The organism is Sulfurimonas sp. (genome assembly GCF_023229105.1).
Taxonomy (GTDB): domain Bacteria; phylum Campylobacterota; class Campylobacteria; order Campylobacterales; family Sulfurimonadaceae; genus Sulfurimonas.
The window spans coordinates 28,123-48,697 of record NZ_JALNZY010000003.1; the positions used below are offsets into that span (position 1 = coordinate 28,123).

At 36.4% G+C, this 20,575-nt stretch carries 16 protein-coding genes; 11 read left to right on the top strand and 5 right to left on the bottom strand.

Features of this window, described 5'->3' with window-relative positions; translation table 11 throughout:
- Positions 1-89: 89 nt before the first annotated feature.
- Genes nhaD through M0Q17_RS00970 form a run of 3 tightly spaced genes read right to left on the bottom strand, consistent with a single transcriptional unit; the run spans position 90 to position 3,086 of the window.
- A complete protein-coding gene (nhaD, locus tag M0Q17_RS00960; protein WP_295082342.1) occupies positions 90-1,466 on the bottom strand; it encodes a sodium:proton antiporter NhaD in 1,377 nt (458 codons plus the stop codon).
- Positions 1,459-2,910 carry an L-aspartate oxidase gene (nadB, locus tag M0Q17_RS00965; RefSeq protein ID WP_295082345.1) on the bottom strand — a complete coding sequence of 484 codons (1,452 nt, stop codon included), beginning with the start codon at positions 2,908-2,910 and terminating at the stop codon, positions 1,459-1,461. Before nadB ends, nhaD begins: the two co-directional genes overlap by 8 nt.
- Positions 2,907-3,086: a hypothetical protein gene (locus tag M0Q17_RS00970; RefSeq protein WP_295082347.1), complete on the bottom strand. Its 180-nt coding sequence runs from the start codon at positions 3,084-3,086 to the stop codon at positions 2,907-2,909. The genes nadB and M0Q17_RS00970 overlap by 4 nt, the downstream gene beginning before the upstream one ends.
- Before the next feature lie 63 nt (positions 3,087-3,149).
- On the opposite strand from M0Q17_RS00970, the gene M0Q17_RS00975 reads away from it, so the two are divergent.
- The 6 genes from M0Q17_RS00975 (at position 3,150) to M0Q17_RS01000 (ending at position 10,896) form a co-directional block, all read left to right on the top strand.
- Entirely contained in the window at positions 3,150-3,524 is a 375-nt protein-coding gene (locus M0Q17_RS00975; protein ID WP_295082350.1) for a hypothetical protein, read from the top strand.
- Positions 3,514-5,316 (top strand): excinuclease ABC subunit UvrC, encoded by a 1,803-nt coding sequence (uvrC, locus tag M0Q17_RS00980; protein ID WP_295082353.1) that lies wholly within the window; start codon positions 3,514-3,516, stop codon positions 5,314-5,316. The genes M0Q17_RS00975 and uvrC overlap by 11 nt, the downstream gene beginning before the upstream one ends.
- 73 nt (positions 5,317-5,389) lie before the next feature.
- Positions 5,390-5,764, top strand: coding sequence for a PAS domain S-box protein (locus M0Q17_RS00985; protein ID WP_295082355.1), 375 nt, complete (start codon positions 5,390-5,392; stop codon positions 5,762-5,764).
- 21 nt (positions 5,765-5,785) lie between these two features.
- Positions 5,786-7,288, top strand: a complete 1,503-nt coding sequence (locus M0Q17_RS00990) for an Hpt domain-containing protein (protein WP_295082357.1) — start codon at positions 5,786-5,788, stop codon at positions 7,286-7,288.
- Positions 7,289-7,291: 3 nt separating this feature from the next.
- Positions 7,292-10,507 (top strand): nitrate- and nitrite sensing domain-containing protein, encoded by a 3,216-nt coding sequence (locus tag M0Q17_RS00995; protein WP_295082360.1) that lies wholly within the window; start codon positions 7,292-7,294, stop codon positions 10,505-10,507.
- A gap of 14 nt (positions 10,508-10,521) precedes the next feature.
- Entirely contained in the window at positions 10,522-10,896 is a 375-nt protein-coding gene (locus M0Q17_RS01000) for a response regulator (RefSeq protein WP_295082362.1), read from the top strand.
- Positions 10,897-10,909: 13 nt separating this feature from the next.
- On the opposite strand, the gene lon is transcribed toward M0Q17_RS01000, so the two are convergent.
- Complete coding sequence (gene lon, locus M0Q17_RS01005) at positions 10,910-13,321, bottom strand: endopeptidase La (RefSeq protein WP_295082364.1); 2,412 nt, start codon at positions 13,319-13,321, stop codon at positions 10,910-10,912.
- Positions 13,308-14,063 carry an outer membrane protein assembly factor BamD gene (bamD, locus tag M0Q17_RS01010; protein ID WP_295082366.1) on the bottom strand — a complete coding sequence of 252 codons (756 nt, stop codon included), beginning with the start codon at positions 14,061-14,063 and terminating at the stop codon, positions 13,308-13,310. Before bamD ends, lon begins: the two co-directional genes overlap by 14 nt.
- A gap of 121 nt (positions 14,064-14,184) precedes the next feature.
- Between bamD and fliW the strand changes: the two genes are divergently transcribed.
- The 5 genes from fliW to M0Q17_RS01035 form a co-directional block, all read left to right on the top strand.
- Positions 14,185-14,565, top strand: a complete 381-nt coding sequence (fliW, locus tag M0Q17_RS01015; protein WP_295082368.1) for a flagellar assembly protein FliW — start codon at positions 14,185-14,187, stop codon at positions 14,563-14,565.
- A gap of 181 nt (positions 14,566-14,746) precedes the next feature.
- On the top strand, positions 14,747-18,640 hold the full coding sequence (locus M0Q17_RS01020) for a hypothetical protein (protein ID WP_295082371.1): 3,894 nt from the start codon (positions 14,747-14,749) through the stop codon (positions 18,638-18,640).
- Positions 18,634-19,242 carry a type II secretion system protein gene (locus M0Q17_RS01025; protein WP_295082374.1) on the top strand — a complete coding sequence of 203 codons (609 nt, stop codon included), beginning with the start codon at positions 18,634-18,636 and terminating at the stop codon, positions 19,240-19,242. The genes M0Q17_RS01020 and M0Q17_RS01025 overlap by 7 nt, the downstream gene beginning before the upstream one ends.
- Positions 19,242-20,144 carry a type II secretion system protein gene (locus M0Q17_RS01030; protein ID WP_295082376.1) on the top strand — a complete coding sequence of 301 codons (903 nt, stop codon included), beginning with the start codon at positions 19,242-19,244 and terminating at the stop codon, positions 20,142-20,144. The genes M0Q17_RS01025 and M0Q17_RS01030 overlap by 1 nt, the downstream gene beginning before the upstream one ends.
- Positions 20,120-20,575 (top strand): hypothetical protein (locus M0Q17_RS01035; protein WP_295082378.1); only part of this gene is annotated, 456 nt, incomplete at its 3' end. The genes M0Q17_RS01030 and M0Q17_RS01035, both read left to right, overlap by 25 nt.

The following is a 20,575-nucleotide window of genomic DNA, read 5'->3' on the forward strand; positions in this document are numbered from 1 at the left end:
TAAAAAAGTGTTTTGAAGTGCCAAAGAGGCGTTGAGAGGGGGAGTACCCTTTTCACAATGTGAAAGGATACAATAATTAAGATTAATGTTTAATGATAGAAACCTATTATCTCATATTGAACATACCAGATAGCAATAGATGCTATATAACCTATAAGAATAGTCCACGAATATCTCATATGTGCACCAAAAGTATAGATGCCCGGGAGCTTGCCCATGACACCGACTCCTGCAGCTGAGCCAAAACTAATAAGTGAGCCGCCGACCCCTGCCGTGAGCGTTACTAGCATCCACTGATCAAGTCCCATTTCAGGGTTTGCTTTAAGTACAGCCGACATTACTGGAACATTATCAACAATTGCCGAAATAAAACCAACACCTATGTTTGACCAGGTAGGACCTAAAACTGATGGGTCGTAAACTACAGATGCAAGAGCTAACCAACCTACAAAGTAAAGAGCTCCGACAGCGGCTAAAATACCAAAGAAAAACAGAAGCGTATTGTTTTCAATCTTACTCATAGATTCAAATATATTAAGACGTGAGTTGTATTTTCTCTTAAGTCTGTACTGGTACAATTTAAGAAGTGCTAAACCAAACATCATACCCCACATAGCCGGAAGATGAAGAAGCTGATGGGAGAGAACTGCAGAAGCTATTGTAATGACGCCAAGAGCAATTACACTTTTGGCACCCTGCATTAATTCTGGAACTTTTTCTGTTGAGACATCAAAATCCGGCTGAGTCTCAGGCACAAACCTGCTTAATAAAAATGCGGTTATTAAATAGCCACCGACTGCAGCTGGAAAAAGGAACATAAAGTCGCTAAACTCACCCTTTCCTGCCGTCCATGCCATCAGGGTTGTAATATCCCCAAACGGACTCCATGCACCGCCGGCATTTGCGGCAACGACTATATTTATAGCGCCCGGAACCAAAAAGGATGTTTTGTTGCGCTCAATAGTAATAAGTACGGTTGAGAGTATCAGTGCTGTTGTTAGGTTATCGGCGATAGGAGATAAGAAAAAAGCCAAAAATCCTGTCAACCAGAAAAGTTTTCTATAGCTGTACCCTTTTGAGACAAGATTATATTTTAACTTCTCAAATACACCCATATGAATTAGTGTCTCAATATATGTCATAGCGACAAACAAGAAGAAGAAAATCTCAGCAATCTCAAGAATCAGATGTTGTGCCTGAGTATGAACAAGGTTCATATCAAGCTCATTTATCATATAATAAATCGCTATTAATATAAACATAAAAGTACCTATAAAAAGAGCAGGTTTAGCTTTGTCTATATGATATTTCTCCTCCATTGCAACAAAATAGTAGCCCAACACAAATATAATAAGTGCCGCAATTCCAGCCCATGTAAACGTCAAGTCTGGAATGACTTCGGCACTCCCGCCTGAACTTGCATAAGCAAAACTAAAACTTAACATAATAATTAACAATTTAATCATTATTTTCCTTTTTGATAAAATGTACCCCGATTGACTCATCTCTGGCTAAAGCTGCAACGACAATCTCTTTTGCAGTTAGTAAACGAAATTTGAGAAGTTTACCAATTTTTTCATTTAAAAGAGCATCAATCTGACTTAATGCACTCTTTAAACCGCTCTTTGTTTTCACGATAGAGACATTCTCCCACATGATTTTACGCAGAAGATTCTTTTTGGCTTTGTCCTCTTTTAGGCTCATTACCTCCTCTCTTACCTCAAAGTTAACATCCTTTTTTAAATGCTTATCTTTTAATATCTCTTCTACAGCACGTTTTGCAAATACAAGGCCCTCCAAAAGAGAGTTTGAAGCCAGCCTGTTTGCGCCGTGAACTTTAGTAGATGCCACCTCGCCTATCGCATAGAGAGACTTAACGCTTGGAACTGCCCCATTAATATCTGTCTTAATTCCGCCTATAGCATAGTGAAAAGCCGGTGAAATAGGAACTCTTTGTTTTGGTACATCAAAACCTAGAAGCTGCAAATTTTTATAGATATTTGGAAATCTTTGCGTAAAGTAAACATGGTCGAAATTCTCAAATGAGAGGTATGTCTGCATGCCTGTTTTTTTACTATGCTCATATATCGCTTTACTGACTATATCCCTAGATGCAAGCTCGCCTCTCTCATCATAATCAAACAGAAATCTTCTACCCTCTTCATCCTCAATAGTAGCTCCTTCGCCTCTTAGAGCTTCTGTTAGAAGCAGTTTTTGAGCAGAGTTGTTGCCTACATATACGGTCGGATGAAACTGCATCATCTCCATGTCGGCAAGCTCTATCCCTTTTAATACACAAAGTCCTTGCATATCAGCGCTGATGCAGGGAGCGTTTGTGTGGTACTCATAAAGAGAGCCTACTCCGCCGCTTGCGATGATTACGTTATCGGCGTATATATTTCTGCTTTGTCTATGATCTAGCACTGTTACACCGTAACATTCGCCATCTTTTATAAGCAGATCTACCACTCTTGCATCACCTAACATAGGATGTGGATTTTGTTCTAGCAAAAAGTAGTGCAAATGCCTGCCTGTTGCATCCCCGCCGGCATGAAGTATGCGCTCTTTAGAGTGCGCCGCCTCTTTTGTGTAGAGCAAATTTCCATCCTTATCTCTATCAAACTCAAAGCCGCTAGCTATAAGATCATCGATAATAGCTCTTGAACTTTCACTCAAAACCCTCACGGCGTCTTCGCTACAAAGTCCTGCTCCTGCATCAAGAGTATCTTGTATATGCAAGGGGATATCCTCTTTATCAATAGCTAAAGCAATTCCACCTTGCGCATAAAAACTATTGCACTTAAAGGTCTCTCTTTTGTTGATTATAAGAACCTTTTTTGTGCGAGGAATGTGCATAGCTGCATAAAGTCCTGCTACCCCTGCGCCTACGATTATTACGTCATATTTCATCTGTTGCTCTCATTGTTATCGCTTTTTTTGATAATAAACTTTATATTTTTATCACTTTGCGGCGCTTCTTCTAAATAATATGGATTTGCTTTATATCCACATCCACTCAAACTTAACAAAAACATTGTTATAATTGCTATATGAAAAATGCTAGTCAAATTATAAATTCTATTCAATATAAACCTCAATACCGTAAAATGTTGGAGAATAAGTGCGTTAGCAGATTAAAATCTTCTCTCTTGCCTAGCATACAGAATAACATAAAATATGGTTTTATAAAAAATAACAAACTTTACTTTACGATATCTTCTACACTAAATAAATATGACAAAGATAATATTATAAATACCATTAAAATGATTTTAAAATCTCCAATGATTTTAGAATCCGACAAATTCATTGAGTGTTTTAACATAGAGATAGAAGATGTTATAGTCTATGTTGATCATAAACCAAAAGTAATATTTAAACCACATTGCACCGATTCGCACTCGCTTACATACAAAGAGCGCTCTAGCGGAGAGTTTGAGATAAACTTACATGATGAAAAATTAAACTCCTTGGCTCGTGCTATTCAAGAGATTATAAAAAAAACGAACTCCGATGAAGCTTGAAGAGACAATCAAGCAGCTGCCCGACTCTGCGGGAATCTACCAGTATTTTGACAAAGAGGGACACCTGCTCTACATAGGAAAAGCAAAAAGTCTAGCAAAAAGGGTAAAAAGCTACTTTAGCTTTGCGCCACTCTTAAAACCAAATCCAAATCTCTCTATGCGCATCACAAAAATGATTTCACAAACCGCCTCCATGAACTACTTAGTAGTAAACTCCGAACATGATGCGCTTATATTGGAAAACTCACTTATAAAACAGCTCGCACCAAAATACAATATTTTACTTAGAGACGATAAAACGTACCCCTATATATACATAGATAATGCACAGGAGTACCCTAGATTTGAGATAACAAGAAAAATTATAAAATCCCCAAGCATCAAATATTATGGTCCCTACTCGGTGGGCGCACGAGATATTTTGGACTCTATCTATGAGATATGCCGCCTTGTTCAAAAGAAGGGAAGTTTAAAATCAAAAAAACTATGTCTCTACCATCAGATAAACAAATGTCTAGGTCCATGTGAGCTAGATGTCTCCAAGGAGGCGTATGCAAAAGAGCTAGATTTAGCAAAAGAGTTGATTCAAAACAAAAAATTACTGCTGAAAAAATTGCAAGAGAAGATGTACTTTTATGCCCAAAATTTAAGATTTGAAGAAGCCGGAGATATTAGAGATAGATGCGAAAGAATCGTGCGCTCAGAGATTAAGAGTGAGATAGATTTTGCAAGCGATGAAAACTACGACATCTTTGTGCTCGCTCAGACACAACATAGAGCCGTTGTCGTGCGTATTTTTATGCGTGAGGGTAAGATAATCTCCTCCTCACATGACTATATACAGATACATGAGGGATATGATGAAGATGAGCTATACCAAAGAGTTCTTATGGATTTTTACTCTAGCGGCAAACCTCCGATTATAGCGCCGATTTTAGTAGCATCTGATTTTGGCGACAGAGAGATTGTTGAGAGTTATCTCACAACTCTTTTTGAAAAAAAAGCAGAGATAAAAGTGCCTAAAAAAGGAAATAAAAAGCAGCTTATCGACTTAGCTCTTATCAATGCCGCAGAGCTTTTAAGGCGTGATAATAAACAAAACTCAAATGAGATACTCACTCAAATCAAAGAGCTTTTTTCTCTGCAAAAACTTCCCCAAAGAGTAGAAATATTTGACAACTCCCACATGTCGGGAGTTGCAACAGTTGGAGCTATGGCAGTATTTGAAAATGGGGAGTTTGATAAAAAAAGCTACAGAACATATCATTTAGAAGCAAAAGATGAGTATGCGCAGATGAGAGAGACTCTCACAAGAAGAGTAAGCAGTTTTTCAAAAAACTCTCCTCCTGACTTATGGATTTTAGACGGCGGAGCGACACTTTTAAATCTTGCTCTTGAGATTTTGCAATCAAGCGGTACTTTTTTAGACGTTATTGCCATATCAAAAGAAAAAATAGACGCGAAAGCGCATCGTGCAAAGGGAAAAGCAAGCGATATTGTTCACACAAAAAGCGATACTTTTAGACTAAAAGAGAGCGATAAAAGACTTCAGTGGGTACAAAGATTAAGAGACGAAGCCCACAGATGCGCAATAAGCTTTCATAAAAAAACAAAACTAAAATTAGACAAACAGAGCAAGCTTTTAGAGCTAAAAGGCATATCGCAAGCAAAGATACTCAAACTGCTAAAACATTTTGGCACATTTGAAGCATTAAGCGCCGTTAGTATTGATGAGATAAGTTCTATTTTGAACATAAAAGATGCTAATACAATAAAAAATATTTACAAATAAGTCTTTTTTAAAATTATTAATGCTATATTCAGTACAACTAAACTAAATAGTAGTTGTTAAATAAAGGTTTTTTATGAACAAAATCATACCAAAAGATGAAGAGTATATTTTTAAAGGAAAGGTTGCTATTTACCAAACCGATTTAGAAGGTAATATAACTTTTATAAATAGAAAATTTTGTGAGATATCTGGCTACACGGCGGAGGAACTCATCAACCGCAATATTAATATAATCAGACATCCTGATGCTCAAGCTGGAACTTTTGAAAAGATACAAAAAACAATCCACGGCGGTCAAGTTTACAACGGTATGCTTAAAAATCTCCGTAAAGATGGGTGTTACTACTGGGTGGATATAGAAATTGCCCCTATCTTTAACAAGCAAGAGCAGATGACGGGTTTTATCTCAGTAAGTAAGCCTTCTCCACGAAAAAATATTCAGCAATAAAACAAACCAAAAAGGGTCTAAATGTTAATCTATAATCATAAAAAAGAATTTTTAGGGATTGATGAGAGCTATTTAAAGGCTCTTGGTCTCTCTAGCATGGCAGAGCTTCAGAATGAAGCGGATGATTTTGCGGATCTTTTTGTAAAATCTCCAGGCTATATTCATAACTTTAAGCATGTGCACTGGATTGATTATATCACATGCAATGACGAAGGTGTTGATTTTAAAGTTATAATCAATGTAAAAGGCAAGAACTACACTACTGCGATAGAGATTAACACAATCTATCTGGTTGAAAATCCTTCAAAAAAAGCTTATAGAATAAATCTTCCCAATATAAAAGCTTTATCAAATGAACAAAACCAACAAATCTCTAAAAACAGTGCTCAAAAATCAGCTTTAAAAGAAAAATTATTACAAAACAAGATGCCTCAAATCTCCTTTGACCCGTATGAGTTAGATTATGATGAAGCTGAATCTTCAGTACAGGATATAGATTTATCTCTTGATGCTCAAATAGATAAAGATGACAGCAATTTTATGCCTGAACTTCTATTTGAGCAAAGCAAAGAAATTATAGAGCAGACGCCACACAAAGAGCAAAGCCTGCCCGAGAGTGAAGATGAAAACCCTTTTGTAAACTATGTCTATAATCCGCAAACAGCTTCAGAGGAGCTTGGTTTGCCTATCGACTTAGTTGAGGAGTTTATTCAGGATTTTATTGCTCAGGCAAACAGTTTTAAGAGCGCTTTATATACATTTGTAAAAGAGAGTGATTTAAACAGCTTAAAAATACAGTCTCACAAACTAAAAGGTGTTGCGGCAAATCTAAGAATAGAAGATGCCCTAGATGCATTAAGTAAAGTAAATTCGTCAGATGATTATGATGAGATTAAGATAAATCTTGACAGACTCTATAGCATCATAAATAAACTTTCCAAAACAGACAATTCAACAATCAAAGAATCTAATTTATCAAAGGACGCAGAAGAAGAGTTTGAAGATGAGTTTACCTTATCAATAAAAGAAGAGACTCCTAGCGCAAATGTTGAGGAGTCTATAGTCCCTGATTTTATAGAGAGTCCTGAACTCGCAGATGATGAATATTTAAACAAAGACGCTATAACCTATGAAGATATTTCAATAGAAGATGAAATTATAGATGAGGACTTAAGGGCATTTGAGAAGAGCCACAATATTTCTGATGCTGCATTTACATACGATAAAAACAAAATAGCCCATGAGATAGGTCTAGACATAGAGAGTTTTAATGAGTTGTTTGAAGATTACCTAAATGAAGTGAAGGTTCTTTGCAACTCCATGATAAACTCTGCAAGCAATAAGGACTCGGCTGCATGTAAAAGTGCGGCAATAAAACTAAGCGGTATGAGCGAAAATATGAGAATTCATGATTTTGACGATGAGCTAAAGGCTATCATTAACTCCACCGAGGATACAGCTCTTAAAGCTCTTGTCCAAAAGATAATCTCTAAATTAAATCTTATTTCAAATTATAAAGGATAAGTGATGCAGCTTGGATTAAAAAATAGATTAAAACTTATAAGTCTTCTACCAATCATCGTACTACTTACAATGAGTAGCTATTTTGTTTATAACTCATATACACAATACAAAGATGCACAGCAGCTGCAAAACAAGCTTGACGAAAACAAATTTCTAAATGAGGTAGTCGGCAACCTAGCACGAGAACGCGGTATGAGCGCCATGTATCTTGGAAACAAAAATGAAAATGTCCTAAAAACTCTTAATAAACAAAGAGAAATCGTTGATAAAAAAATAGAAAATTATCTTAAATACTTAGATGAAAACAAACTTCTGCATAATCACAAAGGCAATAATGACAACCCTGCCTGCTTGACATGTGCGAACATGCAAAGCGCCTCTGCTTCTATTGAGAAAATCAGATCAACAAGAGCACTTGTAGACGAAAATAAGATTGAATTTAAGGAGATGTTTACAAATATATATAGCTCAATGCAAAAGGACTTTATCAATCAACTGCAACAAATTACAGAAAATCAAACCGATAAAGAGATTAATGATTTTTACAATCTATACATGTCTATGGTTAATGCCAAAGAGGCATCAGGAGTTGAGAGAGGGTATATGTCCTATATCATCTCTAGTTCGGCTGAACTAACAAGTGAAGATTTCAATGTATGGATTTCTATTATAGGCAGAGCAGACGCAATAAACTATGAAGGGATACAAAACACAAACCTAGCAGATGAGCTAAATCAACTATTTAAAACAGAAGACACCCAAGAGCTACTTGAGGATATAAACACTCAAAGAAGAGCAATTATTGCGCTTGCAAGGAGCGGAAAATATGAGATCTCCTCTGAAGATTGGTTTACCATGTTATCTGAGAAAATCAATATAATTTCTCAAGCTGAAAACATACTTCTTAATGCAGTCAACAACAGAGCAAAAGAGATACAAAAAGAATCCCTGCAGATGCTCTCAATAATTTTTGGGGTTTGGATAATAGCTATTATTCTTGCTGCTCTTGGATACATTCTTTCAACTGAAATTGCAAATAATATTAAGCACCTTGAGAGTGTCCTAAAAAAAGTTGCAGAGGATTATGACTCACAAGATAGAAAAATTGACCTACAAACAGTTCAAGGTACAGACTTAGCTTATGAGCTCCTTGAAGAGATTATTGAGCAGACAAAAAAAGATAAAATTTCTGCCCAAGAAGCAAATGAAGCAAAATCCATGTTCCTAGCAAACATGTCGCATGAGATTCGTACTCCGCTTAACGGTATTGTCGGATTTACCGAACTTCTTAAAGACTCTGGTTTGCAAGAGGAGCAGAGCGAGTTTGTCGATATTATTGAAAAAAGTTCTGAAAACCTTCTTGAGATTATCAACAATATTCTTGACCTCTCTAAAATTGAAAGTAATAAACTTGAAATTGAGAACATCGCCTTTAATCCAATGATGGAGTTTGAAAGCGCAGTTGAAGTATATGCTGTTCGTGCGAGTGAAAAACATATCAATCTTGGCTGCTTTATTGACCCTAACCTAGACTTTCCACTCAAAGGAGATCCTACAAAACTTAAAGAAGTTATCATAAATCTTCTCTCAAACGCAGTTAAATTTACCAATAACGCAGGTTCTATCAATGTAAATATAAGAAAAATAGAGTCTAACGAAGCTGCAAAAACACGTATCAAATTTGAGATTCAAGATAGCGGTATCGGCGTAACAGAAGAACACAAATCAAGAATTTTTGAAGCATTTTCACAAGCTGACACATCAATTACCCGTAAATATGGCGGTACTGGTCTAGGGCTTACAATTTCTAGCAGCTTCATAGAATTAATGGGCGGAAAACTAGAACTATCTAGCAAAGTCGGAGAGGGTAGTACCTTCTTCTTTACTCTTGATTTTGAAGAAGTTGAGGCACACACACAGAGCACTAAAGATAGTTTTAACAACCTAAAGGCGCTTATTCTAAGTGATTCAGTGAAAGTCAAGAAGCAGGATAAGTATTTAAGAGAGTATCTTGATTACTTTGGTGTCGGATATACGACATTTAAAGATATTAGTAAAATAGCTCTTCTTCAAAAAGATATAACCTATAACTTGCTTTTTGTTGATTATGATTATGTAGATAAAGAGACTCTTAGCGAACTTTCAAAATTACCTCAGCAACTTATTGTTTTAACAAAATCAAACTTAATGAAAAAAGTAGATGCTCTAGGTATTGATATATTTAAAATTTTATATGAGCCTCTGCATGCCTCAAAAATAAGACAAACACTTCAAAACTATGTTAAGTCAGATGTATCAATACAAGTTGTTAAAAACCTCCCTCACAAAAAATTTGACCTTAATACATCAAGATTTGTTGCAAACATTTTAGTTGCAGAAGATAATACAATAAACCAAAAACTCATCCAAAGAACACTTGAAGATTTAGGACTGAGTGTTACTATTGCAAATAACGGCCTTGAAGCTTTTCAAAAACGAAAAGATGAAAATTTTGATATGATTTTCATGGATATTCAGATGCCTTTTTTAGATGGTGTTGAAGCAACAGCCGAGATTTTAGAGTGGGAAAACGACTACAACCAGCCTCATGTTCCCATTGTTGCTCTTACAGCCAATGCGCTTAAGGGCGATAGAGAGAAATTTTTAGCCGCAGGACTTGATGAATATACGACCAAGCCTTTGGTGCGTTCGGAAATCATCTCTGTTTTAAATCACTTTTTAGCAAACCATATAGTTGAAGTTAATGATTTGACAAAAAACAGTGCAGAGGAAGAAGAACGCAAAGAAAATAGCATCAATGCTTCGCAGCAAGTTATTATAGAAAAACAAGCAGTAGAGCTTCCAGCTAAAGCAGAGTATAGAGCAGATATACTTCTAGCAAAAAAAAGCGACTTTGAAACAAGACTCTACACAAAAATCATAGAAACAATGGGACTTACTTGCGAAGTTGTCACTTCACTTATAGATTTTAAAGAACTGATAGAGAATCACTCTTATAAAATCGTGCTTTTTGACAAGGAGTATAGTAACTTAAATATAGCAGATATCTCCTCAAGCATCAGAGATTTAAGCAGTTCAAACGGTCTTGATTCTCATATAGTTCTTATTGATGACTCCGTGAACAAAGATGCCACGAAGCAGCAAGAATATGTAGATGAAATCATCAATAATGTAGTAAACAGAGCGTCTCTTCAATCTCTGTTTAATAAATATGTTTAAAAAGGTAATATAAAATGTCAAAAGAATTAATAGTGCTCGCAGTAGATGATGATATGATAAATCTCAAGCTTCTTAAATCAATGCTTACGAAAAACCCAAATGTAAAAGAAATCCTTGAAGCAAAAAATGGAGTAGAAGCTATCGATATCATAAGAGACAGAGGTGATATTAATCTCATTCTTTTAGATATCATTATGCCTATTATGAATGGCTTGGAGATGCTTAAAGTTGTACGCTGCGATGAAAACATAAAACAGGTTCCAATTATCGTACTTACGACGGATGAAACTAAAAAAACAGAAGCTTTAGAGCTTGGAGCCAACGGCTTTTTAATGAAACCGATAAGAAATAGCGAACTAACTCAAAAGATAGAAGCACTCTCTTTATAGCAAGAGAGAGGTTTTACACTAAAACGTATTTTAAAACCTCTTCAATTCTGCTTACCCCGATTATCTCTAAAGCGTCCCTAACCTCTTTTGGAATATCCTCTAAATCTCTCTCATAATTTTTTAAAGGAATAAGAACTTTACTCATGTCCGCCTTGTGTGCTGCAATAAGTTTTTCTCTAAGTCCGCCTATAGGAAGTACATCTCCACTTAGTGAAACTTCACCAGTCATTGCAATTTCAGAGCGTACTTTTCTAGAGCTCAAAATTGAAGCGATAACACTTACCATAGCTATCCCGGCACTCGGTCCATCTTTTGGTGTTGCCCCATCAGGCACATGTATATGAAGGTCATAACGTTTGTAAACTTCACTAGGGTCTATCTCTGTCTTCTCTTCTTTTTCTTTGATACTTAGCGGGATATTTTGCGCATCTATCTTTAGTTTTTTTGTATCTATTAATGTTTTTACCACGCTGTATGCAATAAGTGCCGACTCCTTCATTACATCGCCGAGGCTACCCGTTAGCTGCATAGTTCCCTTGCCCTTTATACGTATACTCTCTAACTTTAGGACATCACCGCCCACTGCCGTCCATGCAAGACCGTTAACAACTCCTACCACGGGAACCCTTGTTGTTTTTTCAATCTCAAATACAGTTTTATCAAAATACTCTTTAAGATTTTTCAGAGTCAAAGAAACTTTACTAATTTCAGGATGTTCGAGTATCTCACGAGCAACTTTTCTTGACATATTTGCAAGACGATGACGAAGATTACGCACACCTGCTTCACGCGTATAGCTGTGAATAAGTTCTTTAAGCGCAGGCTTTGAGATGCTAAGCTCTGATTTTCGTAGTCCATGTTTTTTAAGCTCTTGCGGAATAAGGTATCTTGATGCTATCTCATACTTCTCCTGTGGAGTGTATGAGCTTATTCCTATAAACTCCATTCTATCACGAAGCGGTGCGGGAATTCGGCCCACCTCATTAGCGGTTGCTATAAAGATTACTTTACTTAAATCAATATTGAAGTTAAGGTAGTAGTCTCTAAACTCCTTATTTTGTTCAGGGTCAAGTATCTCTAAAAGAGCCGCTGTAGGATCACCTCTGCCTGTTTTTGCTACTTTATCAATCTCATCAAGCACAACTACGGGATTCATTTTTTTAGCATCTATGATGCCCTGAACAATGCGCCCCGGCATTGCGCCGACATAAGTTCTTCTATGCCCTCTTAACTCATTAACATCTTCTAGTCCGCCAAGAGCGATTCTTATCAGAGGACGTTTAAGCGCTTCTGCTATAGAGTTTGCCAACGAGGTTTTACCAACGCCCGGAGGTCCCCAAAAACAGATAATCGCACCAGAATTTCCCTTGATGCCTCGTAGCTCCATCAACTCTTTTACGGCAAAAAACTCTGTTATTCTCTGTTTTGCTTTTTCTAAAGAGAAGTGATCTTTATCAAGCTGATTTTGCACTTCACTGATTTTGAGCTTCTTTTTGCTCTCCTCTCCAAAGGGAATATCCAAAGCCCACTCCAAATAGGTCTGCGTCATGGAGGCGTCAGAAGAGTCTGGGTGCATTCGGGAAAATCGCTCTATCTGCTTATGTATCTCCTTGTACGCCTCCTCATCCATCTTCTCCTTTTTAGCTTCAAGCTTTTTACGGTACTCCTCTATCTCTTCATCTCGCGAGGTATCGCTTCCAAGCTCCTTTTGAATCTGCTTTAACTGCTCTTTTAAAAAATACTCTTTATTTACCTTTTCAATATGCGTGTGTACTTTTGAGCGAATCTCTTTTTGAAGCTTGTTTGCTTCTATCTCATCAATTAGGTACTCAATTAAATCCAAAAACCTCTTCTCGGTATTTGCTTCCACAAAAAGATGGTAAGCCTGCTCTTTTTTGAGCTTTACGGTGCTACAAATAAGATCAATGATGCGATTATGGTCATGGTTTTCTTCTATGGTTCTAAGCAAATCCGGAGGAAAATAGTTACTAACACTTGCAAGCGTTCTTACTTTTTCTCGAAGCACTTCAAGGATTGCATCTATCTTTAGAGAGTTTACATTTGTTGCGTTTATAACCTCTACATGAGCTATAAGCGGATTGTCTGAAACTTTATAAGCAACTTTAGCACGTGCCAAACCCTGAAAAAGAACTTTTACCCTTCCATCGGGGAGAGTAACCTTTCTCATGATAGAGCCTACAACACCTGCATTATAAAGAGAGTCAAAATCTCTCTCCCCCTCATGTGAGGGCTTTGTAGAGCAGACAATAACTAAAGAACTCTCTTCAATCGCCTTTGTTGCCGCTTTTATATTGTTCTCATCACTTAAAAAAAGTGGAGAGATCATAAATGGATACAAGAAGAGTTCATCCTCTGCTATTATGGGAATATTTGCGGGAAACTCACTGTAATCACTTAGTTTCATTATCATCTCCTTGCGCGTCTTGCTCAGCTATAGAACTTCTAGAAACAACACTTTTCATATCAGGTATCATAAAATCATACCAACTCGACGTTCCGTCTCCCTCAAACCAAGCACGGTACCACGGAGCAACCGCTCTATCTACATCTTTAGAAACAATCCATGGCTGTGGGTTTATATCCTTATAATACTTCGCACTTTTTGGCTTATCTAGCCTCTCATAAAGGTCTGAAATCTCCTCGTTAAGCACATATTGAGCGAGATACAGGCGTATAAGCATTGTGTTTATAATCTCGAAATACATAGATTCTGGGTAGGTCAGTTTAAACTTCTCCCCCTCTGCGATTGCCTCGTCTATGAGAGCTTGATCGCGTCTTGGATTTGGAAGTGCCTTATATTTTGCTTTTATCTTTAAAAATTCTGCTTCTTGTTTCTCGTTTGGAGTTGCATATCTTTTTATATACTCATCTAAAAAATACTCACTCAAAAGATACTCCTCATGGTACATGTGAGCAATTGCTAGTATCATTGTAGCTTCAGGAAGTAGCGGGGAGCCTATATGCTCCCCTTGAAGCGAGCTATAGTAGCTGTCTGCTTTTTCTAAATCTCCCTTTGACACACTTTGTGTTATCTTAGAGTACCAATATATAGCGGGCTTGTTATACTCTTCTATCTCTTTTGAACAGCCGCTAAAGAAAAATACTAAGGGCAGTATGGCAACTATGATGTAAGTTTTAAATTTCATTAAATTTATTCCTGTTTGTAAATAGGGTGCTATTTTATCTAAAACATATATAACACTCATTAAACTAGGTATATTTTATGCTTAAAGTGTTACAATAAAAAAATGTACAAGAGGGGTTTTAATGAAGTTTGATGTTTGCGTGCCTATTTTAGGCTTTGAAGATGTAAAACAAGTAGTTTTAGAAAAAATTGACGATATTTTTATGAGAATGAAATCTGTAGATAAGGAGCACATCTCCTTTACTTTAATAGATCCTTTTGCTCTAAGAGAGTATGATTTTGAAGTTCCGGCTAACACCAAAAAACTGCTAGAAATAGACAAAAATTCAAATCTCATCATCTTAAACATTATGTTGATTCAAACACCTATAGAAAATTCGGTAATAAATTTTATCGGTCCTATGATTTTCAATACCGACAACAACAGAGCCGCTCAGGTAATTGTAAGCGACTCCACTGAGTATGGAGTAGCTGAGAAGATTTCTGATTTTTTGAAAAAGTAGGTTATTTAATTTTGTAAATTTGTCGTGCTAAACTCTGTTGAATACAACAAGAGTTGGCAACCTGCTCCTGAAAATAATTATTTTTAATATAAAAAATTATTTTTTTACCTTTGTTTAAGCATCCACATATCATATATTTGCTAATATTGTTTTATTCGCTATAAAAAAATGGGGAAATATCATGAAATCGGTACACAATGCTTTACTAAAATCACTCTTTATACTTTTTTTAACCACCAACTATTTAAATGCTGCCAATATGTGTTATGAAAAGCCGGTAACAAGCGGTTTGGGTTTTTGTCATGGACTTCTTGGTTTTGGGTGTACTACTACAACTACTATTAAAAATATAAGTAATTCAACAATAACAGATGCAACTATAATTCATGCATTTCAGGGTCTTGAATTTGACCTCTTAAATCAAATCGGTATTGATGGAGATAGAAAAACTACAATAAAAGATAGTGATGAAGCAGAAGTTAGTGCAACACTAAATGACTACTTACCTCTCTATGGACTTATAGACTTAAACTTATTTAACAAAGGTATCGTATATCGAACAGGCACTTATGCTAAAGGAGCTACGCATAGTGTTTATATTAAAAATCTTGCTACTATAAACTTTTCAGCAGAAGCATACTATGCTACATATAAGATAGGAAGCACCACATACAAAGAGAAACTAAGCCTTTGTGCTGACTATACTAAAAATAACCCTCGTGATTTTACAGAAATCTTTCAAGCTAACATCAATGGAAATATGAAAATAATAGGAAACTCTATTTTATGTAAAAAAAGCGGGAGTAATTGCACAGAACCAGATAGCGATAAAAACAATAACAATCTAGACACTTTATTTCATAAATTAGGAAGTGATAGTTCAGACAACACTATCGTAAACTCTACCTCTTATACTTTTACTCTGCCAAACGGTGTAAAAAAAGAGAATATTTTATGGGCAGGTCTCTATTGGCAAGCCGGTATAAAAGGAACTGCTTCGAGCGCTGATATGGATGCTGTTCAAACCATAAAACTAAAAGCACCTGGAGATACTTCCTATAAAGAAATCACAGCAGAAACACAGAATAATCGTTTTAACTGGATAAAAAATACTACTGTTAATAACGCTATGTATTATCAAGGGGTTAAGGAAGTTACTTCGATTGTCAGAAGTGCTGGGGCTGGTACTTATCAAGTTGCAAATATTAACAATATATCTAGCCCTGACGGTGAAGCCTATGGCAATAATTACACTCCTGGTCATTTTGGAGGCTGGGCTATGGTTATTGTCTATGAAGACCCTAGTGATACGCTAAAAAATATTACTGTTTATGATGGATTTGATGCTGTTAGTAGCGGTAAAAGTGTCACTGCCAATCTATCTGGCTTTTTAACTCCAAGTAAGGGGACCGTCAACTCCTCTTTTGTGATTTTTGGAAGTGAGGGCGATATAGGCTATAAAAAAGATAAAATTTCTATTACCAATAAAAGCAATACAAATTACTATCTAAAAGGTGATGGAACAGCTTCTACATCAAGTGGTAATTATAATCCTATGGGTTCATCTATCACACAAACGGGTAGTGATACGCGTACTCCAAACTATACCAACACCATAGGAATTGATATAAAAACTTACAATGTAGGAACAGGTACAGATGCACTAGGAATTATCTCAAATAGTCAAACATCAACCACCATTACATTAAGCACCGGTGATGATGTATACAACCCTGGAGTTTTTGCTTTTTCCACACAGCTTTACGCTCCCGATGTCTGCTACATTGAAGATCTCTTATTTAATGGTTCTAAGATTGGTGGCTCAAACATACCTGCAAAAGGTGATGAAGTAGAGTATGAAGTAACCATAACTAACAAAGATAATGAGCCGGCAAAAAGTGTTCTCATAGAAAAAAGATTTAACAAGCCAAACGAAATCACATACGTAGGCGGTTCAATGCAAATAGCCCCAATTCCTGGAATAACATACAGCGCTAAAACCGATACAATTGGGGATGACACAGCAGAATACTCCACAGATACAGCAACGGCAAAATTTTTACTTGGGATTGGTGCTACAAAAGATGCAGGTGGAACCATCGACAAAGGTGCTGAGACCAAGTTTAAATACAGAGCCGAGGTAGGCGATCAAAACGCTAGTGAAAATACCTACTTAGTAAGTTACCGCAATAGCCAACTATACATAGACTTTACTGGACTTCCTATCCGTAAATGTGTAGATTTTAACAATAGCTTTAGTGTATATGTGCCAGTTATCGGTAGTTATAATACCGTACGAAGCGGTGCTGTTAATATTGCAAGTGGGGACAAAGATCCAATTGATCCGCTTGATGGTAAAAATGCACTATATACACAAATTGTCAATAAATCTTTTGATGTTGATGTCATATCATTTGAAAATGACAACATAACTCCAAAAAGTTGGAGCGGAGATTTGAATTTATCAATTGTAGAGTTGCCTGATGGGGTTGAGTGTGAAAGTGCCACAGAGTTGCTATCGAGCAAGAATGAACTAACATTTAACAAACAAAAATCATATACTCTTAACATAACGCCCACAAAAGCTTCCAGAAGTGCAGTATTTAAAATGGTTACAGATTCTACAACGGTTTGCTCAAGAGACAACTTTGCTATCCGTCCAGCTAGTTATACTATGGATGTAAACGATACAACACTCATTGGCAATAAATTTTATACATTTAGCATTAAAGCTGCACAAAATGCACAACCAAATCTAGCATCTCTAGGCTACACCCAATCTATCCATAACACAGCAGATAAAAATGCGACGACACAACTAATCATACCAGTTGGTTGTACTCTTGCAACTCCGATAGAATTTACAAACGCGGCTATTCCTTTTAATAACGGTCAAGTTGATGCTCTTCTAAGATACTCAAATGTCGGAGAAGTTGAATTTACCATAACGGACAATAATTGGGCGGGACTTGACTATATAGACAGTAAAGGAGATTGTATAGAATACAGCTCTTCAAATACTCCTGATGCAAATGGTAGAGTTGGCTGCATGGTAAAGAACTCTAAAAGATTTATATTTATACCTAACAAATTTACAAATGAGTTAAGTATAGTCAACTCTAGTGCTGGATTTACCTATCTTTCAAATGATAAAAACATGTCAGCTACACTCCAATTAAACACAGCCGCTCGCCTATATGATGCTGCTGGTGATGACAATCTTACAGCTACGAACTACACTAAAAAGTGTTTTGCTAAAGATGTAAACAGTACAATATCTTTAAAAAACAACAAACCCCTCTCATGGAGTGACTCACAAAATAGGATTAAGTTTTATGATGATAACAACATTACATCAACCAAGCAAAATCAAGTAGCAGCTCAAGCAGTTTTTGTAAGCCATGAGGGGAACTTTACAAGTGGAGCAGCACCGCTTAAGTTTAAGTTTAACTTTGAAAGAAACAGCACTAAAGTGGATAATCCTTTTATGATATTTCGTTCTGATTTTGAAGTAGTTGAGATAACTGATGGGGAAGTTTATGGAGTCGGTTTTGATAACTTACTAGATACAAACACAACATTTATTTATGGACGAACTCATGCTTCAACACAGAGGTATACTGTTCCAAACAACACAGCAAATATCTACTTTGAAGCATACTGTTATGGAACTGGATGCGCTAAGAATCTTCTGCCAAACGGGCTTACTTCAAAGCAGACTGATGATACAAGATGGTTTATAAATTTAAACCACAATGCGCCAAATGATGGAAATATTGGCACCGTTACTCAAAAAAATGGAACTGGAACTGTAACGGCTACAGCACCTAATTATGCTATTAGTTGGAAACCTACTACAGATTTAACATATCATGGAAATAGCTACCCATATAAAACAACCATGCACAACAATGCTTCTTCGTGGCTTATTTACAATAAAGATGTTTCATCAGCTACGACAAATGAGTTTCAAGTTGAATATGATAAGGTCGGTGGCTGGAGTGGAGCACATGAAACAAATACTACAACAAAAGGTGTCGGCAGTACAACCACCAACAGGAGACTGATGTGGTAAGAAGAAAAACTACTCTGGGTAGATTTGCTTTTACTATGATAGAGCTTATATTTGCTATTGTCGTTATCTCTATAGTAGTTATGTCTTTGCCTATGATGATGCAAACCACATCAAAAGGCATAGAAGATAGCATAGTTCAAGAGGCAGTTTTTGCGGCTTCTGCCGAGTTGATGGAAGCAACAACATATTACTGGGACAACAACAGATCTATAGAAGATTTCGATATTAGCAGATACTCAAGAGTCGTTGATGTCGATGGTAATTGTAATGCTACCACTAGACAAAGACCCGGTCATGTAAACAGAAGATGTCTAGATAGCAATGTTGGCATTGGTGTAAACTATACCAATGCTGAAGCAACAGGGCTTGGTTTAAACAGGAGTGTACATGGGGTTGATTTGTTTGACGAATCAGCAGCGGAGGCTTCTGGATATAAACAAGAGTACAAAAGCAAAATAAGCATTAAAAAAGGTTTAAATAGTAATGATGTAAAAGAGTTAAATGCATCAATATATAAAAATGATGGCACTACACTGCTTACTTCTTTAAAAATATACAGCGCAAACATCGGCGAAGTAGCTTACCATAAGAGAAGATTTTAATGCGCAGAGCTGCTTTTACTCTCCTAGAACTCATCTTTGTAATCGTAATTATGGGAATTTTAGCAAAATTTGGAGTTGAACTTTTATCTCAAACATACAGAAGTTTTATACTCTCAAGCGTAAACAACAGACTTCAATCTCAAAGCGAAGCAGCAGTTGAGAGCATAGCTTCAAGACTTCAGTACCGTATAAAAGATTCTGTTATAGCAAGAAAAAATAGTGGAAATCCAAATGATTTTCAAGCATTAGCAAGTTCTAATTATGGAAATACTGCCACTATTTTAGAGTGGATAGGAAGTGATATAGACGGTTTTCGTGGAGATTCTGCTCCTTTGTGGAGTGGAATTATTGATTTAAATTTATCAACTCAAAATACTTTAGTATCTCCCATGACCGATACAACGGCAATAAATACCCTAATAGGCATATTATCAGATGGAAATAGCAGCAGCATAAATGATGCTGCACTATACTTTATCGGTTCTGACAGTGATATTAATAACTATGGATGGAATGGTGCTTTAACCGACCACAATGGTACTATGCACCCAGTGCGGCGAGATCCAGCTGTTGGGAAAGAGAGCGTTTTTATCCCAACAAGAGGTGATAACGGAGTTGACAATAACTTTAGCGGTGTCGATGTTTATGAGTATTATCAATTAGCGTGGAGTGCTTATGCTGTGGTTCATACTCCAGCAGATGGTAATCTGACTCTTTACTATGATTATCAACCATGGAAGGGAGAAAAATATAGTGATGCCAATAGAAAAAAGGCTGTCATTATGGAAAATGTCGATACTTTTAGATTTAAAGCTGTTGGCTCAATCATAAAAATACAGGTATGTGTAAAAACAGACTTGATAGAGGATTACTCATTATGCAAAGAAAAAACAGTATTTTAAAAACAAATCCTCATAAAAAAAGAGGTACATTTGTAAAAAGGCGTTCAGGCTTTGCCATGATAACGGCAATAATCGTCATTGTTATACTTTCTACAATTATGGCTTTATCACTCTCTTTAACTACAGAGACAGCCAAAAGAACAGTTGACCTATATCTTTACGAGCAGATAGCACTCCATGCTAAAAGTGCCGCAGAATTGGCTATGTTAACTATTGCAAAAGGAGGCCCTTGTACAACAATAACTCCTTATACGATAAATGGAATATATGATGTAAATGTTAGCTTACAATACATATATACAAACCCCTCCCCATGTGCTGTAGCCCTAACATATTTTGAAGTTACAACTCCTGAACAAAACGGCTCTGTATTAATGGATGTAACTGTAAGCGTCAGAGCAGATCAAAACCTAAGCACAGAACCTATCCGC